This is a genomic window from Variovorax sp. UC122_21 (genome assembly GCF_044056785.1).
Classification (GTDB): Bacteria; Pseudomonadota; Gammaproteobacteria; order Burkholderiales; family Burkholderiaceae_C; genus Variovorax.
In genome coordinates, this window is the sequence record NZ_CP172003.1 from 234,665 (window position 1) to 253,706 (window position 19,042).

Annotated in this window: 15 protein-coding genes and 2 pseudogenes; 11 read left to right on the top strand and 6 right to left on the bottom strand. The window is 70.6% G+C overall.

Annotated elements, in window-relative coordinates:
• Positions 1-80: 80 nt before the first annotated feature.
• Positions 81-1,331 (bottom strand): MFS transporter, encoded by a 1,251-nt coding sequence (locus ACHMXE_RS01190; protein WP_203208527.1) that lies wholly within the window; start codon positions 1,329-1,331, stop codon positions 81-83.
• A 351-nt stretch (positions 1,332-1,682) separates the two neighbouring features.
• Here ACHMXE_RS01190 and ACHMXE_RS01195 point away from each other — a divergent pair, with 351 nt between their 5' ends.
• Complete coding sequence (locus tag ACHMXE_RS01195) at positions 1,683-2,672, top strand: cyclase family protein (RefSeq protein WP_395346381.1); 990 nt, start codon at positions 1,683-1,685, stop codon at positions 2,670-2,672.
• Positions 2,673-2,721: 49 nt separating this feature from the next.
• Positions 2,722-3,642, top strand: coding sequence for a LysR family transcriptional regulator (locus ACHMXE_RS01200; RefSeq protein WP_203207122.1), 921 nt, complete (start codon positions 2,722-2,724; stop codon positions 3,640-3,642).
• On the opposite strand, the gene ACHMXE_RS01205 is transcribed toward ACHMXE_RS01200, so the two are convergent.
• Positions 3,608-4,267, bottom strand: coding sequence for a GntR family transcriptional regulator (locus ACHMXE_RS01205; protein WP_203207121.1), 660 nt, complete (start codon positions 4,265-4,267; stop codon positions 3,608-3,610). The two genes, ACHMXE_RS01200 and ACHMXE_RS01205, sit on opposite strands and share 35 nt — an antisense overlap.
• A gap of 137 nt (positions 4,268-4,404) precedes the next feature.
• Between ACHMXE_RS01205 and ACHMXE_RS01210 the strand changes: the two genes are divergently transcribed.
• From ACHMXE_RS01210 to ACHMXE_RS01250, 9 genes and pseudogenes are all read left to right on the top strand, one after another.
• Positions 4,405-4,602: a hypothetical protein gene (locus ACHMXE_RS01210; protein ID WP_395346383.1), complete on the top strand. Its 198-nt coding sequence runs from the start codon at positions 4,405-4,407 to the stop codon at positions 4,600-4,602.
• Positions 4,595-5,947 carry an amidase gene (locus ACHMXE_RS01215; protein ID WP_395346384.1) on the top strand — a complete coding sequence of 451 codons (1,353 nt, stop codon included), beginning with the start codon at positions 4,595-4,597 and terminating at the stop codon, positions 5,945-5,947. The genes ACHMXE_RS01210 and ACHMXE_RS01215 overlap by 8 nt, the downstream gene beginning before the upstream one ends.
• A gap of 17 nt (positions 5,948-5,964) precedes the next feature.
• Positions 5,965-7,161 (top strand): CaiB/BaiF CoA-transferase family protein, encoded by a 1,197-nt coding sequence (locus ACHMXE_RS01220; RefSeq protein ID WP_203207118.1) that lies wholly within the window; start codon positions 5,965-5,967, stop codon positions 7,159-7,161.
• The gene (locus tag ACHMXE_RS01225; protein ID WP_395346385.1) at positions 7,158-7,946 is read left to right on the top strand and encodes an enoyl-CoA hydratase; all 789 of its coding nucleotides are present in this window, start codon (positions 7,158-7,160) and stop codon (positions 7,944-7,946) included. Before ACHMXE_RS01220 ends, ACHMXE_RS01225 begins: the two co-directional genes overlap by 4 nt.
• A gap of 33 nt (positions 7,947-7,979) precedes the next feature.
• On the top strand, positions 7,980-8,915 hold the full coding sequence (locus tag ACHMXE_RS01230; protein WP_395346386.1) for a polysaccharide deacetylase family protein: 936 nt from the start codon (positions 7,980-7,982) through the stop codon (positions 8,913-8,915).
• Positions 8,912-10,279, top strand: a complete 1,368-nt coding sequence (locus ACHMXE_RS01235) for an MmgE/PrpD family protein (RefSeq protein WP_395346387.1) — start codon at positions 8,912-8,914, stop codon at positions 10,277-10,279. Before ACHMXE_RS01230 ends, ACHMXE_RS01235 begins: the two co-directional genes overlap by 4 nt.
• Positions 10,280-10,452: 173 nt before the next feature.
• Positions 10,453-12,027 carry an ABC transporter substrate-binding protein gene (locus ACHMXE_RS01240; RefSeq protein WP_395346389.1) on the top strand — a complete coding sequence of 525 codons (1,575 nt, stop codon included), beginning with the start codon at positions 10,453-10,455 and terminating at the stop codon, positions 12,025-12,027.
• 46 nt (positions 12,028-12,073) lie between these two features.
• Positions 12,074-12,850: pseudogene (locus ACHMXE_RS01245) on the top strand (NtaA/DmoA family FMN-dependent monooxygenase); the annotation flags it as partial.
• Positions 12,851-12,953: 103 nt separating this feature from the next.
• Positions 12,954-13,349 carry a hypothetical protein gene (locus ACHMXE_RS01250; protein WP_395347465.1) on the top strand — a complete coding sequence of 132 codons (396 nt, stop codon included), beginning with the start codon at positions 12,954-12,956 and terminating at the stop codon, positions 13,347-13,349.
• Between the two features lie 25 nt (positions 13,350-13,374).
• On the opposite strand, the gene ACHMXE_RS01255 is transcribed toward ACHMXE_RS01250, so the two are convergent.
• The 4 genes and pseudogenes from ACHMXE_RS01255 to ACHMXE_RS01270 form a co-directional block, all read right to left on the bottom strand.
• Positions 13,375-15,384 (bottom strand): putative bifunctional diguanylate cyclase/phosphodiesterase, encoded by a 2,010-nt coding sequence (locus tag ACHMXE_RS01255; protein WP_395347391.1) that lies wholly within the window; start codon positions 15,382-15,384, stop codon positions 13,375-13,377.
• A 115-nt stretch (positions 15,385-15,499) separates the two neighbouring features.
• Positions 15,500-15,987 (bottom strand): annotated as a pseudogene (gene rraA / locus ACHMXE_RS01260) (ribonuclease E activity regulator RraA).
• A gap of 3 nt (positions 15,988-15,990) precedes the next feature.
• Complete coding sequence (locus ACHMXE_RS01265; RefSeq protein WP_395346390.1) at positions 15,991-16,974, bottom strand: Bug family tripartite tricarboxylate transporter substrate binding protein; 984 nt, start codon at positions 16,972-16,974, stop codon at positions 15,991-15,993.
• A 39-nt stretch (positions 16,975-17,013) separates the two neighbouring features.
• Entirely contained in the window at positions 17,014-19,017 is a 2,004-nt protein-coding gene (locus ACHMXE_RS01270) for an aconitase family protein (RefSeq protein ID WP_395346392.1), read from the bottom strand.
• Between the last annotated feature and the right edge of the window lie 25 nt (positions 19,018-19,042).

Here is a 19,042-nt window from a genome sequence, read left to right on the forward strand (position 1 = left end):
GCCGCGTCGGCGGGCAGGCCGTTTTCGCGCGCGCGCACCCGGTGGCCGGGCGGTGCCACCGTTTCCGGAGTGCCGCGGTCCTAGCGCGCCCGGTTGCGCATCGCGTAGAGCAGCACCAGCGTCGCGACGATCTCGAGTCCCGCGACAGCGTAGAGACCGGTGGCCACGCTGCCCGTGGAGGTCTTGAACCAGCCCATCGTGAAGGGCGCCGCGAAACCCGCCAGATTGCCGACCGAGTTGATGAAGGCAATGCCGCCCGCCGCGGCGGTGCCCGTCAGGAAGGAGGCCGGGATCGACCAGAAGACGGGAAAGGCCGCCAGGATGCCGATGGTCGCGAAGCTCAGCGCGGCCATGGCGAGCACCGGGCGATCGATGAGCAGGCCGGTCGCCACGAGGCCGATGCCCGCGACCAGCGTCGCGAAGGCGCAGTGCCGCCGGCGCTCGCCCGAGGCGTCCGAGTGCATGCCGTTGAGCACCATCGCGACCGTGCCGAGGATGAACGGAACCGCCGACAGCAGGCCGATGTTCAAGGTGCCCTTCACGCCGAGCTCCTTGACGATCGAGGGCGTCCAGAACGCGATGGTGGCGTTGCCGCTCACGATGCAGAAATAGGCCGCGGTGCACAGCCACAGCGCCGGGTTGCGCAGCGCCAGCGCGAAGCTCGACTGCTTGGCGGCATCGACGTTCTCCTTCTGCAGCTCGGCAGCGAGCGCGGCCTTCTCGGCCTCGGTCAGCCAGCGTGCCGACTGCGGCCGATCGGGCAGCCAGGCGAGCACCGCGAAGCCCGCGAGCACCGAGGGAATGCCCTCGAGCAGGAAGAGCCACTGCCAGCTGCGCAGCGGCGCGACCCCGTCCATGCCGCTCATGATCCAGCCCGCGAGCGGGCCGCCGATCACGCCCGCGATGGCGAACGAGGTCATGAAGAAGCCGTTGATCTTGCCGCGGCGATGCGCCGGCACCCAGTACGTGAGGTAGAGCATCACGCCCGGGAAGAAGCCGGCCTCGAAGGCGCCGAGCAGGAAGCGCAGCACGTAGAAGGAGGTCGGCGTCTCCACGTAGATCATCGCCATCGAGGTCAGGCCCCAGAGGATCGTGATGCGCGCGAGCGTCTTGCGCGCGCCGATCCTCTGCAGCAGCAGGTTGCTCGGCACCTCGAACAGGAAGTAGCCGATGAAGAAGATGCCCGCGCCCAGTCCGTAGACCGCTTCGCTGAACTGCAGGTCCTGCAGCATCTGGAGTTTCGCGAAGCCCACGTTGACGCGATCGATCCACGCCAGCAGGAACAGGAAGACCAGGAAAGGCACCAGCCGCCACGCGATCTTGCGGTGCATGCGGTCATGGCCCGAGAGGGCTTGGTCGCCGGCCGGCGGCCGCGCGAGGGATGAGACAGAGGTAGCGTCCACGACAGTTTCCTTTTCCTTCAATGACAGAAATCGGGCGTGCGCCATTTTGTACGCACGATGTTTATAAATATATTTATAGACATCCAATCGTGCACTGGTAGTTACCCCTCCCCACCCATCCCCACCTCTCATTTCACCGCTTTCATCGTTCTCGAATCGAGAAAGGACCATTGCCGCACAGGCGGTTTCCGCGCCGTGCGCTTGCCCCTAAGGTCCGGTTCCGGCCACGCGAGAGATGCGTACCGGCACACCGAACCGAACGAAATGGAGCGACTTTCAATGTCTCGATGGATACGCAAGATCGGCGCCGCGGCGTCACTGTGGGGCGCGCTGGGCGCGACCCTCGCCCTGGCGGGGCCCGTGGTGGGCAAGAGCCCCTGGGGACCGAACGACGAGCGCGGCCGGCTGAACCTCATGACCGCGGCGACGCAGGCCGGCATCCTGTCGCGCGCGGAGGGCTCGCGCGTGTACGACCTGTCGGTGGAGTACTTCGTCGGCATGCCGAGCTGGCACGGCCTGGGCGATCCGCGCTACCAGATCTGGATGACGCACACGCCGCACGGCACCGTGGTCGACGATCCGATGGGGGTCGGCCACACGCAGAACAAGCACGTGAGCTACACCGGCGCCGCGATCTCCATGTACACCCACATGGGCACGCACATCGATGCGCTCAACCACTTCGGCCTCGACGGCAAGATCTGGAACGGCTTCGACGCACGCGAGCACCTCGGCGACCGCGGCTGGAAGAAGACCGGCGCGGAGACCATCCCGCCGATCGTCGCGCGCGGCGTGCTGATCGACGTGGCCACCGCCAAGGGCGTGGAGATGCTCGCGCCGGGCTATCGCGTCACGCGGGCCGACCTGCAGCAGGCGCTCGAGCGGCAGCGCGTGAAGCTGGAGACCGGCGACGTGGTGCTGATCCGCACCGGCCGCATGAAGCTCTACGAGAAGGCCGACGCCTACATGGATTCGCCGCCGGGCATGAGCGTGGATGCCGCGCGCTTCCTCGTGGAATCGGGCGGCGCCATGGTCGTGGGCGCCGACAACCTGAGCTTCGAGACCTTCCCGCCCGACGCCGACGACAACTACGTGCCGGTCCACACCTACCTGCTCGCGCAGCAGGGCACGCCGATCATCGAGCTGGTCAACCTGGAGGCACTCGCCAGGGACCGCGTCTACGAGTTCGCGTTCATCGGTGCCTCGCTCAAGCTGCGCGGGGGCGACGCCGCGCCGATCCGCCCGATCGCCATGCCGCTGCGGCGCTGAGGCCGGCACGGATCGCGCGCCGCGCCCGGCGGCTGCTACGCTCGGCGCCATGGACCGCTATGCCGCCATGCAGTACTTTTGCCGGGTCGTCGAGCAGGGCAGCCTCGCCGCCGGCGCACGCTCGCTCAACCTCTCGAACTCGGTCGTGACCAAGGCCATCCAGTCGCTGGAGACCTGGACCGACTGCCGCCTGCTCGCGCGCACCACGCGCAGCATGCAGCTCACGGAAGCGGGCGAGCGCTTCTATGGCTTCTGCCAGCGCATGCTCGAGGACACCGAGCGCACGCTGAGCGACGTGCGCTCGGCGAGCCGCGGGCTGACGGGCCGGCTGGTCGTGGCGGCGCCGGTCTCGCTCACGCTCTCGCACCTGCATGTGCATCTGCACGCGTTCCAGGCGCAGCACCCGGGCATCGAGCTCGAGATGCGACTGAACGACCGGCCGGTCGATCTGGTGCGCGAGGGCGTCGACGTGGCGCTGCGCGGCCAGGCGCGCCTCGAGGACTCGAGCCTGGTCGCGGTGCCGCTGATGGACCTGTCGCGCGTCGTGTGCGCGGCACCGGCCTACTGGGAACGCCATGGCCGGCCCGCGACGCCCGCCGAGCTGTCGACGCACGACTGCCTGCAGTACCTGCTGGGCGACGACGTCGGCGAATGGGCATTCGACGGGCCCGGCGGCCCCATGCGCGTGCGCGTGAAGGGCAGCTTTCGCGCCGACAACAGCCTGCTGCTGATCGATGCGATGCAGCGCGGGGTCGGCCTGGGCCTGGTGCCTACCGTGATGGTGCAGGAGGCACTCGCCGATGGCCGCCTGCAGGCCGCGCTCGAGGACTGGGTTGCGCCGCCGCGCCGCCTGTTCGCGGTCTATCCGACGCGCGAGCACCTGATGCGCAAGGTGCACGCGTTCGTCGCCTTCCTCAAGCAGCGGCTGCCGCCGCTCAATTCAGCAGCTCCTTCGGCAGCGCCGCCATGAACGACGCGAAGTTGGTCGATCCCTGGCCCGGGCTCATGTGCGCGACCATCAACTCGGCGGCCGCCCTGGCATCGCGCTGCTGAATCGCCTCGAGCAGCTTCGCGTGCTGCTCCCATGAGGACCTGAGCCGGCCGAACGCGGCGAAGGCGTGGCGCCGATAGGCACCGGTCTGCGAGCGCATGCGCAGGATCTCCTGGCGCAGATAGGGATTGCGCGCACCCTGGTAGAGCGCCTCGTGGAAGCGCCGGTTGTGCTCCTGCCAGGCCTTCACGTCCTCCTTCTTCACGGTGGCGGCCGCGCGTTCGTGCGAGCGCGCGAGCTCGAGGCGTTCCTCCGCCGTCATGCGCTCGCAGGCCAGTCGCACGCACAGGCCCTCGAGCTCGGCCAGCAGTTCCCACATCGCCAGCAGCTGGGTCATGTCCATCTTCGCGACCACCATGCCGCCGCGCGGCAGGCTTTCCACCAGGCCCTGGGCCTGCAGCTGCAGCAGTGCCTCGCGCACCGGCGTGCGCGAGACCTCGTAGGCCTTCATCAGTTCCTGCTCGTCCACCGCATCGCCGGGCAGCAGCGTGCCGTCGCGGATGGACTCCTCCACCGCGAGCCGTATGCGTTCAGCAGTCTTCATGAGACGGGCTCCCTTCCAACGACGTTGGAAACAACGATTGAACAAAACACATTTGTGAGCTATAAATATATTTATAGACCGTATCCATCTTTCCAGTTTACCCGCCCCGAGCATGGGCCACCTGCCAGGAGACCGCCTTGACCGACCCCGCCCTCGAGCCATGGACCGCATGGGTCGCACTGAGCCTGCAATTGCACGGCATCCATGTCGACCCCGGACTCGCGCTGCGCGCGGCGCGCACGCTGTCGCGACTCGCGCCGATGGCGGGCGGACTCGCCGCGGGTGGCATGGCGGCGTCGCTCGACGAGCTTCGCGCGGAGCCCGTGCATGAGTGAGGCCGCGATCCCCTCCATCGCCGAACTGCGCCGCGCGATCGCCACGGGCCGCCGCACCGTCGACGAGGCGCTGGACCTGCAGCGCGAGGCCTTCGGTCGCGGTGCGGCCCTGCACCGCTGCGTGGTCGAGCATGCGCACGCCAGCCAGCCGGTCGCACGAGCGCCGCTGTCCGGCATTGCGATGGCGCACAAGGACGTGTTCCACACCGGCCTGCGCGCCGCGGGACAGGGCCGGCCCTCGGGCAGCCAGGCCGGCGCGACAACTGCCGCCGCCTCGGCCGCGTTGCAGCGCCTGGCCGCGCAGGGCGCGAGCTACCTCGGCGCGCTGGCCATGGCCGAGTTCGCCTGCGGTGCCACCGCGGAGAACCCGCACTTCGTCGCGCCGCTGAACCCGCTCGACCCGGCCGCGGCCGTCGGCGGCTCGTCGAGCGGCTCGGCCGTTGCGGTGGCGGCCGGCCTGTGCCGCGCCTCGCTGGGCACGGACACCGCGGGGTCGGTGCGCATTCCCGCCTCGACCTGCGGCGTGGTCGGGTTCAAGCCCGGCCCCGGCGCGATCGATGCGCGCGGCGTGTCGCCGCTGGCGCCCTCGCTCGACACCGTCGGGGTGATCGCGCGTTCGGTCTCGGACGCCGCGCACGTGTTCGCTGCACTGCAGCCCGACGAGGCCCCGCTCGCGCAATGCCTCGCCAGCCCGGAAGGCATCGAGCAGGCACTGTCGCGCCACCGGCCGTGGCGCGTCGCCTCCGCGCTGGACCAGCCCGATCTGCGGGACGACGTCGCGCACCGGTTGGGCCGGTTCGAGTCGCGCGCCACCTCGCGCGCCGTGGCGTGGCGCCGCATCGCGCTGCGGGGGCTCGAGCCGCTCTCGTGCCTCGCCCAGGTCGTGCTGCACGTGGAGGCCGCGCTCACGCATGCGCACAGCGCGCGGCACGCGCTCGACTCCCTGGCCCCGATCACGCAGGCCATCGTGCTGCCGGGCTGGGCCGTGCCGGCCGCCTGGTACCGGCACGCCCGCGAGGCACGCGCGGCCTGGCGCGATGCCTTCGTCGCCGCGCACCTGGCGCAGGCCGACGTGCTGCTGCTGCCCTCGCTGCCGCGCGGCGTGCCCGATGCGCGGGCCGTGACCACCACCGCCGACGGCTTCGACCCGCGCGAACTGGTGGCGCTGCACCGCTACCACGCCTTCGCGAACTACCTCGGGCTGCCCGCGCTGTCGTTCCCGGTCGGCACCGACGCGCGCGGCCGGCCGGTCTGCATCCAGGCCCTCGCCGCGCCCGGCAACGAGGCCGGGCTGCTGGCCTTCGGCCACCAGTTCGCCGCCACCGCGAGCCCCCTTCTTCATTGACTTCCACGGAAAGAACCATGCCCAAGATCAACGCCTCTCCTGCCCTCGCGCGCTTCAGGGTGCTCGACCTGTCCCGCGTGCGCGCGGGCCCCACCTGCGTGCGCATCCTCGCGGACTTCGGTGCCGACGTGATCCGCATCGAGCCACCCGCGGGCGTCGATCCGAACGAGGCGATGTTCGCGGCCGACCGCTGGGGCGGCGACTTTCAGAACCTCAACCGCAACAAGCGATCGATGACGCTGAACCTCAAGAAGCCCGAGGGCCTCGAGGCCTTCATGCGGCTGGTGGAAACGGCCGACGTGGTGGTGGAGAACTGGCGCCCCGACGTCAAGGCGCGGCTGGGTGTCGACTACGAGGCGCTGCGCGCGGTCAATCCGCGCATCATCCTCGCGAGCATCTCGGGCTTCGGCCAGGACGGACCCTATGCCTGGCGACCGGGCTTCGACCAGATCATCCAGGGCATGGGCGGACTGATGTCGGTCACGGGCTTCCCGGCCCAGGGTCCCGTTCGCGCCGGCCTCGCGGTGGCCGACTCGGGCACCGGCATCTACGCGGCCACCGGCATCCTGATCGCGCTGCTCGAGCGCGAGCGTTCGGGCCAGGGCCAGTGGGTGCACGGCTCGCTGCTGCACACGCAGGTCGCGCTGATGGACTTCCAGGCCGCGCGCTACCTGAACGACGGCGACGTACCGGCCCAGGCCGGCAACGACCATCCGACGAGCAGCCCGATGGGCCTGTTCCAGGCGCGCGACGGCGTGTTCAACCTCGGCGCCTCGGGCGAAGGCAACTGGCTGCGGCTGTGCGAATGCCTGCAGGTCCCGCACCTGAAGGACGCACCCGAGTACGCCACCGAGAAGCTGCGCGTCGAACACCGCGGCGCGCTCAACGACGCCCTGGCCGCGCTGTTCAGGGAGCGCACGGTCCAGCAATGGGTCGAGCTGCTGAACCAGGCCGGCGTGCCCGCGGGCCCGGTCTACTCGATCCCGCAAGTCTTCGAGGATGCCCAGGTGCATCACCTCGGCATCGCGCAGGAGGTGCAGGCCGGCAACGGCCGGCGCTACCGGCTGGTGTCGCAGCCCATCACGCTGGCGCGCACGCCGGCGCGCATCGCGCATGCGGCGCCGGCCTGGGGCGAGCACACGACCGAGATGCTGGCCGAGATCGGCTACACGGCCTCGGACATCGAGCGCCTGCAGGCGAAGGCGGCCGTATGAGCAGCGGACACATCCGGACCGAGACCGCCGCGGGCATCGGCACGCTCGTGATCAGCCACGCGAGCAAGCACAACGCGATGACGCTGGCCATGTGGCGGCAGCTGGGCGACGCGGTGACATCGCTGGCGCAGGACGACCGCGTGCGCGTGCTCGTGGTCACCGGCGAAGGCGATGCCGCTTTCGTCTCGGGTGCCGACATCGGCGAATTCGCCCAGCAGCGCAGCGGCGCCGACGCCGTCGCGGCCTACGACCAGGCCGTGACCACGGCGCAACGGGCACTCGCCCGATGCCCCAAGCCGACGGTGGCCCGCATCCAGGGCATCTGCATGGGCGGCGGCATCGGCATCGCCGCCGCCTGCGACCTGCGCTTCGCCTCGGCACGGGCGCGCTTCCGGATGCCGGCCGCGCGCATCGGCCTGGGCTATGCCTACGAAGGCATGCAGCGGCTGGTGACGCTGCTGGGCGCGCCCACCACCTTCGACCTGTTCTACACCGCGCGCAGCATCGAGGCCCCCGAGGCGATGCGCCTCGGCCTGGTCAACGACAGCATCGCGGCCGACGCGTTCGATGCCGAGGTGGCTTCGCGCGTGGCACTGATCGCGCAGAATGCGCCGCTGTCCCTGCGTGCCGCGAAGGCCGCGATCCTCGCCGCGCTGGACGCGTCCGCCGGGCCGGCACGCGAAGCGATCGATGCGCTCGTGCGGCAGTGCTTCGAGAGCCGCGACTATGCCGAGGGCCAGGCGGCCTTCGCCGAGCGGCGCGCGCCCCGTTTCGAAGGGCGGTGAACCGATGACCGCCACCATGGAAAGGCCCCAGCCATGAGCAATCCACGCATTCCCTTCCAGCTGTCCTCCGAACGCACGCCGCTGCAGCCGCTCGACGGCGGCCACATCCTCGTTCACATCGTCGTGAACGTGGAGCACTGGCCCTTCGACCGCCCGATGCCGCGCACGCTGCTGACGCCGCCGCACGGCAAGGAGACCGTGCCCGACGTGCCGAACTTCGCCTGGGCCGAGTACGGGCTGCGCTGCGGCCTGCCGCGCATGATCGAGGCCCTGCGCGACCGCGGGCTGCGGGCCTCGGCGAGCCTCAACGCCTCGGTGATCGATTCGCACCCGGGTGCCGCGCTGGCCATGCTGGAGGCCGGCTGGGAATTCATCGGCCATGGGGTGCAGCAGCAGTCGCTCGCGCAACTCGACGCCCACGCGCAGGCGGAAGCGGTGCGCCGGTCGCTCGAGCGCATCGCCGCCTTCACCGGCACCCGGCCGCGCGGCTGGCTCTCGCCGGGCCTGCGCGAGGCAGCCGACACGCCCGACATCCTCGCCGCCGCCGGCGTCGACCACGTGCTCGACTGGTGCCTGGACGACCTGCCCTGCTGGATGCGCACCGCGCACCGGCCGCTCATGGCCCAGCCCTACATGCTGGAAGTCAACGACTCGGTGATCTACGCGGTCGAGAAGCATTCGTCGCCAGAGATGAAGCTGCGGCTCGAGCGCACGCTGGACGTGTTCGCGCGCGAGGCGGCCCGCCACGGCCAGCCCCGGGTGCTGGCGATCGGCCTGCACCCGCACCTGATGGGCGTTCCCCATCGCTTCGGCGACTTCGAGGCCATGCTCGACCTGTTGCTCGCGCACCCGATGGTGCGGGTGGTGACCGGCAGCGCCATCCACGACTGGTACGCCGCGCAGGTTCCCGCGCCGGCCGCGCTCGTCGCCCGGCCCGGCGACGCCCCCTTCTTCCCGATGCCCCAATGAACGCCATCGACACCCTCATCACCCACGTGCGCGCGCACGACTTCGACACCCTGCCGCCCGCGGCGGTGGCCGCCGCGCGGATGTTCATTCTCGACACCGTCGGCGTCGGCATCTCGGGCTCCCGGCATCCACGCATGCCGGCGCTGCGGCAGGCGGCGCGCGCGCTGGGCGACGCCGACGCGGTCACGGTCTGGGGCAGCGGCGAGAAGCTGCCTTTTCCGTCGGCCGCGATGCTCAACGCCTACCAGGTGTTCAATCAGGAGTTCGACGCGGTGCACGACATCGCCGTGGTCCATGCCTTCGCCTGCATCGTGCCGGCCGCGCTCGGCTTCGCGCAGCGCGAGGGCGGCGTTTCGGGCAAGGCCCTGATCGCGGCCGTGGCGCTGGGGCTCGACGTGGCGATCTACATCGCCCTGGCCCAGCGCGCGCCGATGCGTTTCTTCCGCCCCGCCATGTGCGGCGGCCTCGGCGCCACGGCCACCCTGTGCAAGCTGGCCGGCATGGACGCAGAGACCCTGCACGACGCGCTCGGCCTCGCCTACAGCCACCTGTCGGGCACCATGCAGGCGCACAGCGAGGGCTCGCCGGCCGTCGGCCTGCAGGTCGGCCTCAATGCCCGCGCGGCCGTCACCGCCTTCGAACTCGCACGCGCGGGCTTCCCGGGTCCGCGCGACATCCTCGAGGGGCCGTTCGGCTACTTCGCGCTCTACGACTTCGGCCAGGCTCGCTGGAGCGAGGTAGCGGCCGACGTCGGCCAGGTGTTCCAGATCGAGCGCATGAGCCACAAGCCCTATCCCACCGGCCGCGCCACCCATGCCGGCGTCGATGCGGTCGTCGACCTCATGGCCGCGCACGGCTTCGCGGCGGGCGACGTGGAGGCCGTGCGCGTGCATGCCTCGGCGCTGATCGCGCGCCTCGTGGGCCGGCCGGCCCGTCGCGGCATGGACTCGGCCAGCGCCAAGCTCAGCATGGGCTACGTGGTCGCGACGGCCCTGCGCAAGGGCCGCGTCGGCATCGAGGACTTCGACCCGGCCGCGCTGGACGACGCAGCCACCTTCGAACTGGCGCGCCGGATCGAGGTGGTGGACGACGGCAATCCGAACCCGAATGCCCTGGGGCCGCAGGCGGTCGAGGTGGTGCTCAAGGATGGCCGCATGCTGCGCCTCGAAGTGCCGCACTTTCTCGGCAGCCCCGGCCGACCGCTGCCGGCCGCGGACCAGCACGCCAAGTTCATGGCCTGCTGCGCCTCGGCCGTGCCGCCGATGCCGCCGTCGCGCGCCGAAGCGCTGGCCGTGGCGCTGCGCCGACTCGACGAACTGGAGGATGTGCGCGAGCTCGTGGCGCTGATGACGGTGGCGGGTTGAGCGGCAGGAAGATTCACTCAGCAGCGCAGCGCATATCCATCTGCGCATAACGCGCTATGCACCGGCGGGGGTGCCACTAAAGTTTGCGACCGCCCTCTCCTGCCGTCATGAACCGATTCCTGCCCTCGCGCCGTCGCGCCGCGACCCTTCTTGCCCTCGGGTCGCTGCTTCCTGTGTCCCTGGCCTCCTTCGCGCAGACCGCGAGCAGTCACGCGCTGGCGGACGGCGCGTCGTCCCCGCTGCGCGGCGGCGTACTGCGCGCGGTGGTCCAGCCCGAGCCCGTGACCTTGAACCCCGGCTACAACAACTCCTACGTCAATGGCGTCGTCGCCACCAACGTGCTGGAAGGGCTGCTGAGCTACGACAGGAACCACCAGGCCAAGCCCGGCCTGGCTACGCGCTGGCAGGTTTCGCCCGATGCGCTCACGCTGCGCTTCGATCTGCGCCAGGGCGTGACCTGGCACGACGGCAAACCCTTCACCTCGGCCGATGTCCGCTACTCGGCCCTCGAGGTCTGGAAGAAGGTCCATCCGATCGGCCGCAACATCTTCGCCGACCTCGAGGACGTGCAGACGCCCGACGACCATACCGCCGTCTTCCGCTTCAAGCGGCCGTCGCTGGTGGTGCTCAACTTCCTCAATGCGCAGGGCTCCCCCGTGCTGCCGCGCCACCTGTACGAAGGCACCGATGTCCTGAACAACCCGCTCAACCTCAAGCCCGTGGGCACCGGCCCGTTCCGGTTCAAGGAATGGCGACCGGGCCGATCCATCGAGCTGGTGCGCAACGACAGCTACTGGGACGCCGGCAAGCCCTATCTCGACGGCATCGTGTTCCGCATCATTCCCGATGCGGCCGCGCGCGTGGCCGCGCTGGAGGCCGGGGAGGTCGACTATGTGCCCTGGGACAGCGTGCCGCTGGCCGACCTCGACCGGCTGCGCGCATCGCCTGCTCTACGCGTGGAGTACCAGGGCTACACCTGGCAATCGAACTACCTGGTACTGGAATTCAACCTTCGCCACGAGGCGCTGTCCAAGCCCGAGGTCCGCCATGCCATCGCCCATGCGATCGATCGGCCGGGGCTGACGAAAACCGTCTGGTACGGCCTCGGCACGCCATCCACCAGCGCGATCCCCTCGACGCTCAAGCCCTTCTACACGACGCAGGACGTGCCGCAGTATCCGTTCGACCCGGCCCTGGCCAACCAGCTGCTCGACCAGGCCGGCTACCCGCGCAAGGCCGACGGCGTGCGTTTCGCGATCCACATCGACTACGCGCCGTTCAACCAGAACTTCGGTCGGCACGCCGAGTACATCAAGCAGAACCTCAAGCGTGTCGGCATCCAGGTCGAAGTGCGCAACCAGGACCTCGCGAGCTACCTGAAGCGCGTCTATACCGACTACGACTTCGACATCCACACGACGCGCTGGGCGCCGTACATCGATCCGCAGCTCGGCGGCCTGCGCCAGTTCTGGTCCCAGGCCATCAGCAAGGGCACGCCGTGGCAGAACGCCTCGGGCTATGCGAATCCCGAGATCGACGCGGTGATCGAGAAGATCCGCTATGCCCCGGCGCAGGCGCAGCGCCAAGCTGCCTTCAAGGATTTCCAGCGCATCGCGCAACGCGACCTTCCGGCCATGGCCCTGTACGAGGAGAAGCACTTCACCGTGCGCAACCAGCGAGTGCGCGGTCTCTCGGACGATGCCGATGCATCGCAGGCGGCGCTGAAGAACGTCTGGCTCGGCAAGTGAAACGATGAACGCGCCCAGCCGGCAGCTTCGGATCGCGGCTTTCATCATGCCGGGATTCACCTCGCAATCCTGGCGCCATCCCGCGCTGCCTTCGGATTTCGCCTTCAATCTGGCGCAGTACGTGGAATGCGCGCAGATCGCCGAGCGGGCGCTGTTCGACACCGTGTTCGTCGCCGACAGCGCGACCTTTCCCGAAGCGCCCGACGCAGTGGTCGAGCGCATGGCGTCGGTGAGCCTGTTCGAGCCATTGACGCTGTTGACCGCCATTGCCGCGCGCACGCAGCGCGTGGGCCTGATCTATACCGCAAGCGTGAGCGACTACCCGCCCGCCCTGCTCGCCCGCCAGGTCGCCTCGCTCGACCACCTGAGCGGCGGGCGCGCCGGATGGAACCTGGTGACCACCTATGGCCCGTCCTCGCGACAGCTGGGACTGCCGGCCGACAAGTCCGAGGACGACAGCTATGCGCGCGCGGCGGAGTTCGTCGAGGTCGTCAGGGGCCTGTGGGACGGCTTCGAGGACGACGCCATCCTCGGCGACAAGGCGAGCGGCCTGTATGCCGACCTCGCGCGCATCCATCGGCTCGAGCACGACGGCCGCTACTACCCCGGCGTGCGCGGACCGCTGCGCATCGCGCGTCCCGTGCAGGGCCACCCGGTCATCGCGCAGGCCGGCGCATCGCAGGCTGGCCGCGACTTCGCGGCGCAGACCGCGGACCTCGTCTTCTGCAATTGCCTGTCGATCGAATCGGGCCGCGCGTTCTACGCCGACCTCAAGGAACGCGTGGCAGCGGCTGGCCGCAATCCCCACAGCCTGAAAATCATGCCGGGCTGCAGCATCGTCTCGGGGCGAGACCGATGCCCTGGCGACCGAGAAGTTCGAGCAGATCGCGTCGCTGTTTCCCATCGCCGTGGCCGTCGAGAACTTGATGCTGGATCTGCATGGCCATCCGCTGGACAGCCCGTTCCCCACCGACGTGGCGCCCGCGAGGTTCTCGGTCGGGCACCAGAAGGAGATCACGCAGTTCGCGGTCGCCAACGGCCTGACGCTGCGGCAGACCGCGCAGCGCCTGGCCGTCGGCAACAAGCACCGCGTGCTGGTGGGCAGCACGCAGACGATCGCCGACGACCTCGAACACTGGTTGCGCACCGAAGCCTGCGACGGCATCACGCTGATGGCGCCGTTCCTCGCGCAAGGCTATGCGGAGTTCGCCGGCCACGTGGTGCCCGAGCTGCAGCGGCGCGGGCTGTTCCGCAGCGCCTACGACGGGAGCACCCTGCGCGAGCACCTGGGTTTGCCGCGGCCGCCGAATCGGTGGCGCTGACGGCGTCGGGGACCGCAATCGTCCTTCAGGGCTGCGCCACGACCGCGTTTCGCCGCTCCGCCCACGCCACCACCTGCCCCAACGGCGCCGGCCGCATGAAATAGAAGCCCTGCAGCAGCGGGCACCCCAGCCGCGCGAGCGTCTCGAACTCCTCCTGGCTCTCGACGCCCTCGGCCACCACCTCGATGTCCATCGAGCGTCCCAGCCGCACCACCGCCTCCACCATCAGGCAGCTGGCGGGCGAGGAATCGAGGCCGAACACGAAGCTGCGATCGATCTTCACCTGGCGCACGTGCTCGCCGCGCAGCGAGGCCAGCGAGGAATAGCCGACGCCGAAATCGTCGATCGACACCGCGACGCCGGACTCGGCCAGCGCGCGCAGCCGGGCGCGCGCGGTGGAGGTGTCGAGCGCGACCTCCTCGGTGATCTCGATCTGCAGGCGCTGCGGCGGCAGACCGTGCGCGGCGAGCACCTCGGCGGTGATGACATCGACCGGCAGCTGCGACATCTCGCGCGGCGACACGTTCATGGCCACCGGCAGCTCGGCGAATGCGCCGCCGATGCCACTGAGTTGCACCAGGCCATGGCAGACCTCCTCGAGGATATGGCGCAGCAGGCGCTCGGCGAGCCCGGTGCTCGCGGCCGCGAAGATGACCTCGCCGGGCGCGACCCAGCCGTGCTTCGGATGCCGCCAGCGCAGCACGGCCTCGAGGCTGTGCAGGCGCCGCCCGCGGTCGGCGAGGATGGGCTGGTACCAGGCGCAGATGGCGCGCGTGGCCATGGCCTCGACCATGTCGCGCTCGATGTCGCGCCGGCGCAGCAGGCGGTCGTGCAGCACCTCGTCGAAGCGGTGGCAGCGGTTGCGCCCGCGCCGCTTGGCCTCGTAGAGCGCCTCGTCGGAGAAGGCCAGCATCTCCTCGGCCGAACGGTCGAGGCTGGTGCAGATGCCGACGCTCACGCCGAGCTGGCCGCCGTAGTGCGAGGTGGCATGGGCGATCGAGTCGATGAGTCCCTGCGCGACGTGCTCGGGCGCGTCGGCCGCGCCGCGCGGGCGATAGAAGACCGCGAACTCGTCGCCGCCCCAGCGGCCGACCACGGCGTCATGGCGCGCGAGCCGCTGCTGCAACCACTGGCCGACGTCCTTGAGCACGCGGTCGCCGGTCTTGTGGCCGAAGGCATCGTTGATGGCCTTGAAGCCGTCGAGGTCCAGCATCAGCGCGGCATGCGGCGTCGCATCGGCCTGCGCCGCCTCGAAGCGCGAGGCGGCCTTCGCGAAGCCCTCGCGGTTGAGCAGGCCGGTCAGCGAATCGTGGTCGGCGCGGAAGTCCAGCTCGCGCGTCGCGCGCGTGGACTCGGCATGGGTGCGCTGCAGCTCGGCCGCCATGAACAGCGCCTCGTTCTTGAGCCGGCTGCTGGCGCGGAACGCGCGCTCGCCGCGCCGCGAGGCATAGACCAGCGTGCACAGGTAGACGAAAACCATCGCCGCGAGCGCGTCGTGATGGAAGCCGCCGGCATGGAGCAGCCAGGCGGTGACCGCGGCCAGCGCGGGCGTCACGAAGAAGATCGGCACCGGCGCATAGGCCGCGCTGAAGATCACGGAGCCGGCGCAGACGCCGCAGACGATGGTCATGAAGAACAGCGTCTCCGACGGGTTCTCGCTGTCGCAGAACAAGGGCAGCAGCGCCCATACGCAGCCCGAGAGGAAGGACGACACGGTGATCTTGCGAAAGCGCCGGGCGAGTTCGCGCTCGTCCATGCCGGCCACGGCCCGTTCGACCGCGCGCAGCGAGCGGCAGACATAGGCGCGGTAGGCGTTCGACAGCACGACCAACATCAGCCAGGCAGCCGGCCCGACCCAGTGCACCGAGGCGTAGAGCGCGACGCCGGCGGTCACGCAGCCCACGGCCATACCCGAAGGCACGACGGCGCGCACGCTGCGCTGCACCGACAGGAGCTGGTCGCCCCTCACCCGTCTCGAGAGTTCGTCGGGCGACGGGCCGCTCGAGTGGTCCTGACCTGATGGAAGATCGACCATGGTGGGCAACGGGTGGCGGGAGTTCTCACCCCCTCAAGCCATTGCGCACCCAATGCGCGGTGGCACGATTCGTCCATTTGCCCTTCGGGGCGTCGGCCTGCGCCGACAGAAGGCCTCAGGCCGCGGACACGACCACCCCGTCCGCATCGAGCCACAGCCGATCGCCGGGCCGGAAATCGATACCGCCGAAGGTCAGCACCACGTCGCGCTCGCCCGCGCCGACCAGGCTTGCGCGCGCCGCGGCGTGGTGCCGATCGCGAGCACGGCCAGCGGCAGCGCAACCAGCTCTTCGGCATCGCGCACGGCACCATGGATCACGACACCGGCCCAGCCGTTGGCGAGGCCGATGCGCGCGAGCCGTTCGCCGAGCAGCGCCATGCGGCAGGTGCCGCCGCCATCGACGACCAGGATGCGGCCCTCACCCGCGGTCGCGAGCAGGTCCCGGACCAGCCCGGCGTCCTCGTGGACGCGCAGGCAGGCGATGAGGCCCGAGGCACGGCGCTTCGATCCGAAGGAGCGCAAGTCGAGGTCGCAGACCCTGGCATCGGAACCGAGCCGGTCGGCGACATCCGCGGAGGCCTCATGTGTGTCGTTGCCGTGCATGCCTCAATCCAGCGTCGCGCCCGACTGCTTGACGAGCTTCTGGTGCTTCGCCAGTTCCGACTGGAAGAAGGCCGGCGCGGCGTCGGGCCCGATGTCGAGCAGCGCCAGCCCCTGCCCCGTGACGGCGGTCTGCGCCTCGGGCGACTTCATGGCCGCGCGGATGGCAGTGGCGGCCGCGTCCACGGCCGGCCTGGGCAGGCCCGCGGGACCGACCAGCGCGATCCAGGCATCGAATTCGTAGCCGGGCACGCCGGCCTCGGCGAGCGTGGGCACCTCGGGCAGCGCGGCCGAGCGCTGGCGGGTGCTGACCGCGATTGCGCGCAGCGTGCCGGCCTTGACCTGCGGCGCGACCTGCGAGACGGACACGAAGGCCAGGTTCACCTGGCCGCCGATCAGGTCGGTGATCAGCGGGCCGGTGCCGCGGTAGGGCACGTGCTTCATGTCGATGCCGGTCTCGCTCACGAGCAGCTCGGCCGCGAGGTGCAAGGTGCTGCCGTTGCCGGCCGAGCCGTAGTTCAGGGTGCCGGGCTTCGCCTTGGCGTGGGCCAGGAGCTCCTTCGTCGACTTCACCGGCAGGCCCGGGTTGACCACGAGCACCAGCGGCACGGTGGCGAGCACGGCGATCGGCGTGATGTCCTTCAGGCTGTCGAAGGGGATGGACTTGTAGATGCCGGGATTGATGACGTGGTTGGACGAGATCATGCCGAGCGTCAGCCCGTCCTTGGGCGCGCGCACGATCTGCTGCGTGCCCGGGATGCCGCCCGCGCCGGCGACGTTCTCGACCACCACCGGGTGGCCGGTGCCGCGGCCCAGCGCGGGTGCGACGGCGCGCGCGACCGCGTCGACCGTCGAGCCCGCGGCGAGCGGCACGATCATGCGCAGCGGCTTGTCGCCGCCCAGGGCCTGGGCCCAGGCGCCGATCGGCGCGAGGGTGAACGCGGTCGCCATCGCGGCCAGCGCGCGGCGTTTCATCGAGATGCTCGTCATGGGGGTCGTCTCCGTGGGTTTGATTCTTCGGGGGCGCGCTCAGGCCTCGCCATGCCGCGCGCGCAGTTGCGCGAAGGACAGCAGTTCGCCAGCGATCGCGCTCGCGGCCACCGTGGGCGGGCTCGCGAGCCAGACGCTGCCGGGACCGCCACGGCCCGGAAAGTTGCGGTTGATGGCGCTGACCGTCACCTGCGCGGCATGCGTCGATCCGCCGGGGCCGCAGTTGCCGCAGGCGCCACACGAGGGCTGCAGGATGCGCGCGCCGACGCGCTCGAAGGCCTCGAGGTAGCCGGCGGCGATGCAGTGGTCGCGCACGGCGGTGGTGCCGAACTGCAGGAACAGCTCGACGCCGGGCGCGACACGCAGCCCGCGCGACGCGGCCCAGTGCAGCACCGCGTGGTAGTGCGCGAAGTCCTCGCGCTTGCCGGCGGTGCACGAGCCACCGTAGGCGATGTCCACGCGCATCGGCGCCGCCAGCGCCGCGAGCGGCAAGCCGTTGCCGGGATCGCCTGGCGCGGCGAGCATGGCGACGACCGCCGCGCAGTCGACATGCAGGGTCCGGTCGTACACCGCGCCCTCGTCGCTGCGCATCCAGGGCTCGAGTTCGAACGCGACGCCGCGCCGCTCGCGCAGGAAGCGCAGCGTCTCCTCGTCGGGCGCGACGATGCCGGTGAAGCCGCCGAGCTCGGCCGTCATGTTGGTGAGCGTCGCGCGCTCGTCGATCGACAGAGCCCGCACCGCGGCGCCGGTGAACTCGAACACCATGCCCACGCCGCCGCCCGCGCGGATGAAGGGCAGTGCCAGCAGGTGCAGCACCAGGTCCTTGGCCGTCACGCCCTCGGCGAGCCGGCCGGCGAGCTCCACGCGCAGCGAGCGCGGCATCGTGAGCCGCACGGCGCCGGTGACGAAGGCATTGGCCATGTCGGTGGTGCCGACGCCGAAGGCCACGCAGCCGAGCGCGCCGCTGTGCGGCGTGTGCGAATCGGTACCGACGATCAGCTGGCCCGGCAGCGCATGGCGCTCGGCCACCATCGCATGCGAGATGCCGGCCACGTTCGAGCCGTCGTCGCGCGCGGCCTCGTGCTCGGTCAGCGTGCGATGGCTGCGCAGCGCGTATTGCGCGGCGAAGCGGCGCTGCGCCTCCACCATGCGATGCACGTTGGGCACCAGGCCGCCGCGCACATGGGTCGGGCTTTCCTCCACGTAGGAGGTGTGGTCCTCGAACACGACGATGCTGTCGGGCCGGTGCAGGTCCAGGCGCGGGCCGAAGGCGGCATGCAGCATGTGCGCGGCCATGCCGGTGTAGTACTCGTGGATGAAGCGCAGGTCGGCGCGCACGAAGGCGCCGTCGCCCGGCGCGGGCCGGCCGCCGGTGACGGGCGTCGAGAGCGCATGCCGCTCGACGATCTTCTCGAACAGCGTGCGCGGGCGTTCCGTGTCCGATGCCGCCGCGGCCTCGGGCTGCCGCAGATGCGAGGCGCCGAAGCGCAGCAGCCCGCCGCTGCGCAGGATGGCGCAGGCCAGCGCGTCGCGGCCCGCGAGCAGCTCGTCGAGGGCGATCGCTTCGCCGGCCTCGATGCGCTCGACCAGGCCGAAATCGGTGGAGGTGAACAGGCCGATGTTGTCGGCGTTCTGGCGATAGATGCGTTCGAAGCTGCGCGCGATCACCAGCCGCACGCCGGCCAGCTTCTCGGCCGCGGGGCTGTGCTCGCGCGACGAGCCCTTGCCGTAGCGCCCGCCCGCCACCACGACCTCGATGCCCGAAGCGGCGAGGGCGCCGGGCGCGATCGGCCTGCGGCCGTCGACCTCGAGGCCGGTGTAGGGAAAGCGGCCGAGCTGCTCGTCGTAGTGCGTGAGGATCGCGATCGGCGTGATCTCGTCGGTCGAGACGTCGTCGCGCAGCGCGCCGGCCGCGGCCAGGCTGCCGCGTTCGCCGCGCAGCACGGCCTCGATGGCGCCGGGCGCGGTGCCGAGGAAGAGGATGCGGGGATCGAAGCGCAGCGCCGCGTCGCCGGGCGGGTCTTCTCGTCTGTCGTGGAGCATGCCGCATGCTGCGGCCGCCGCCTGC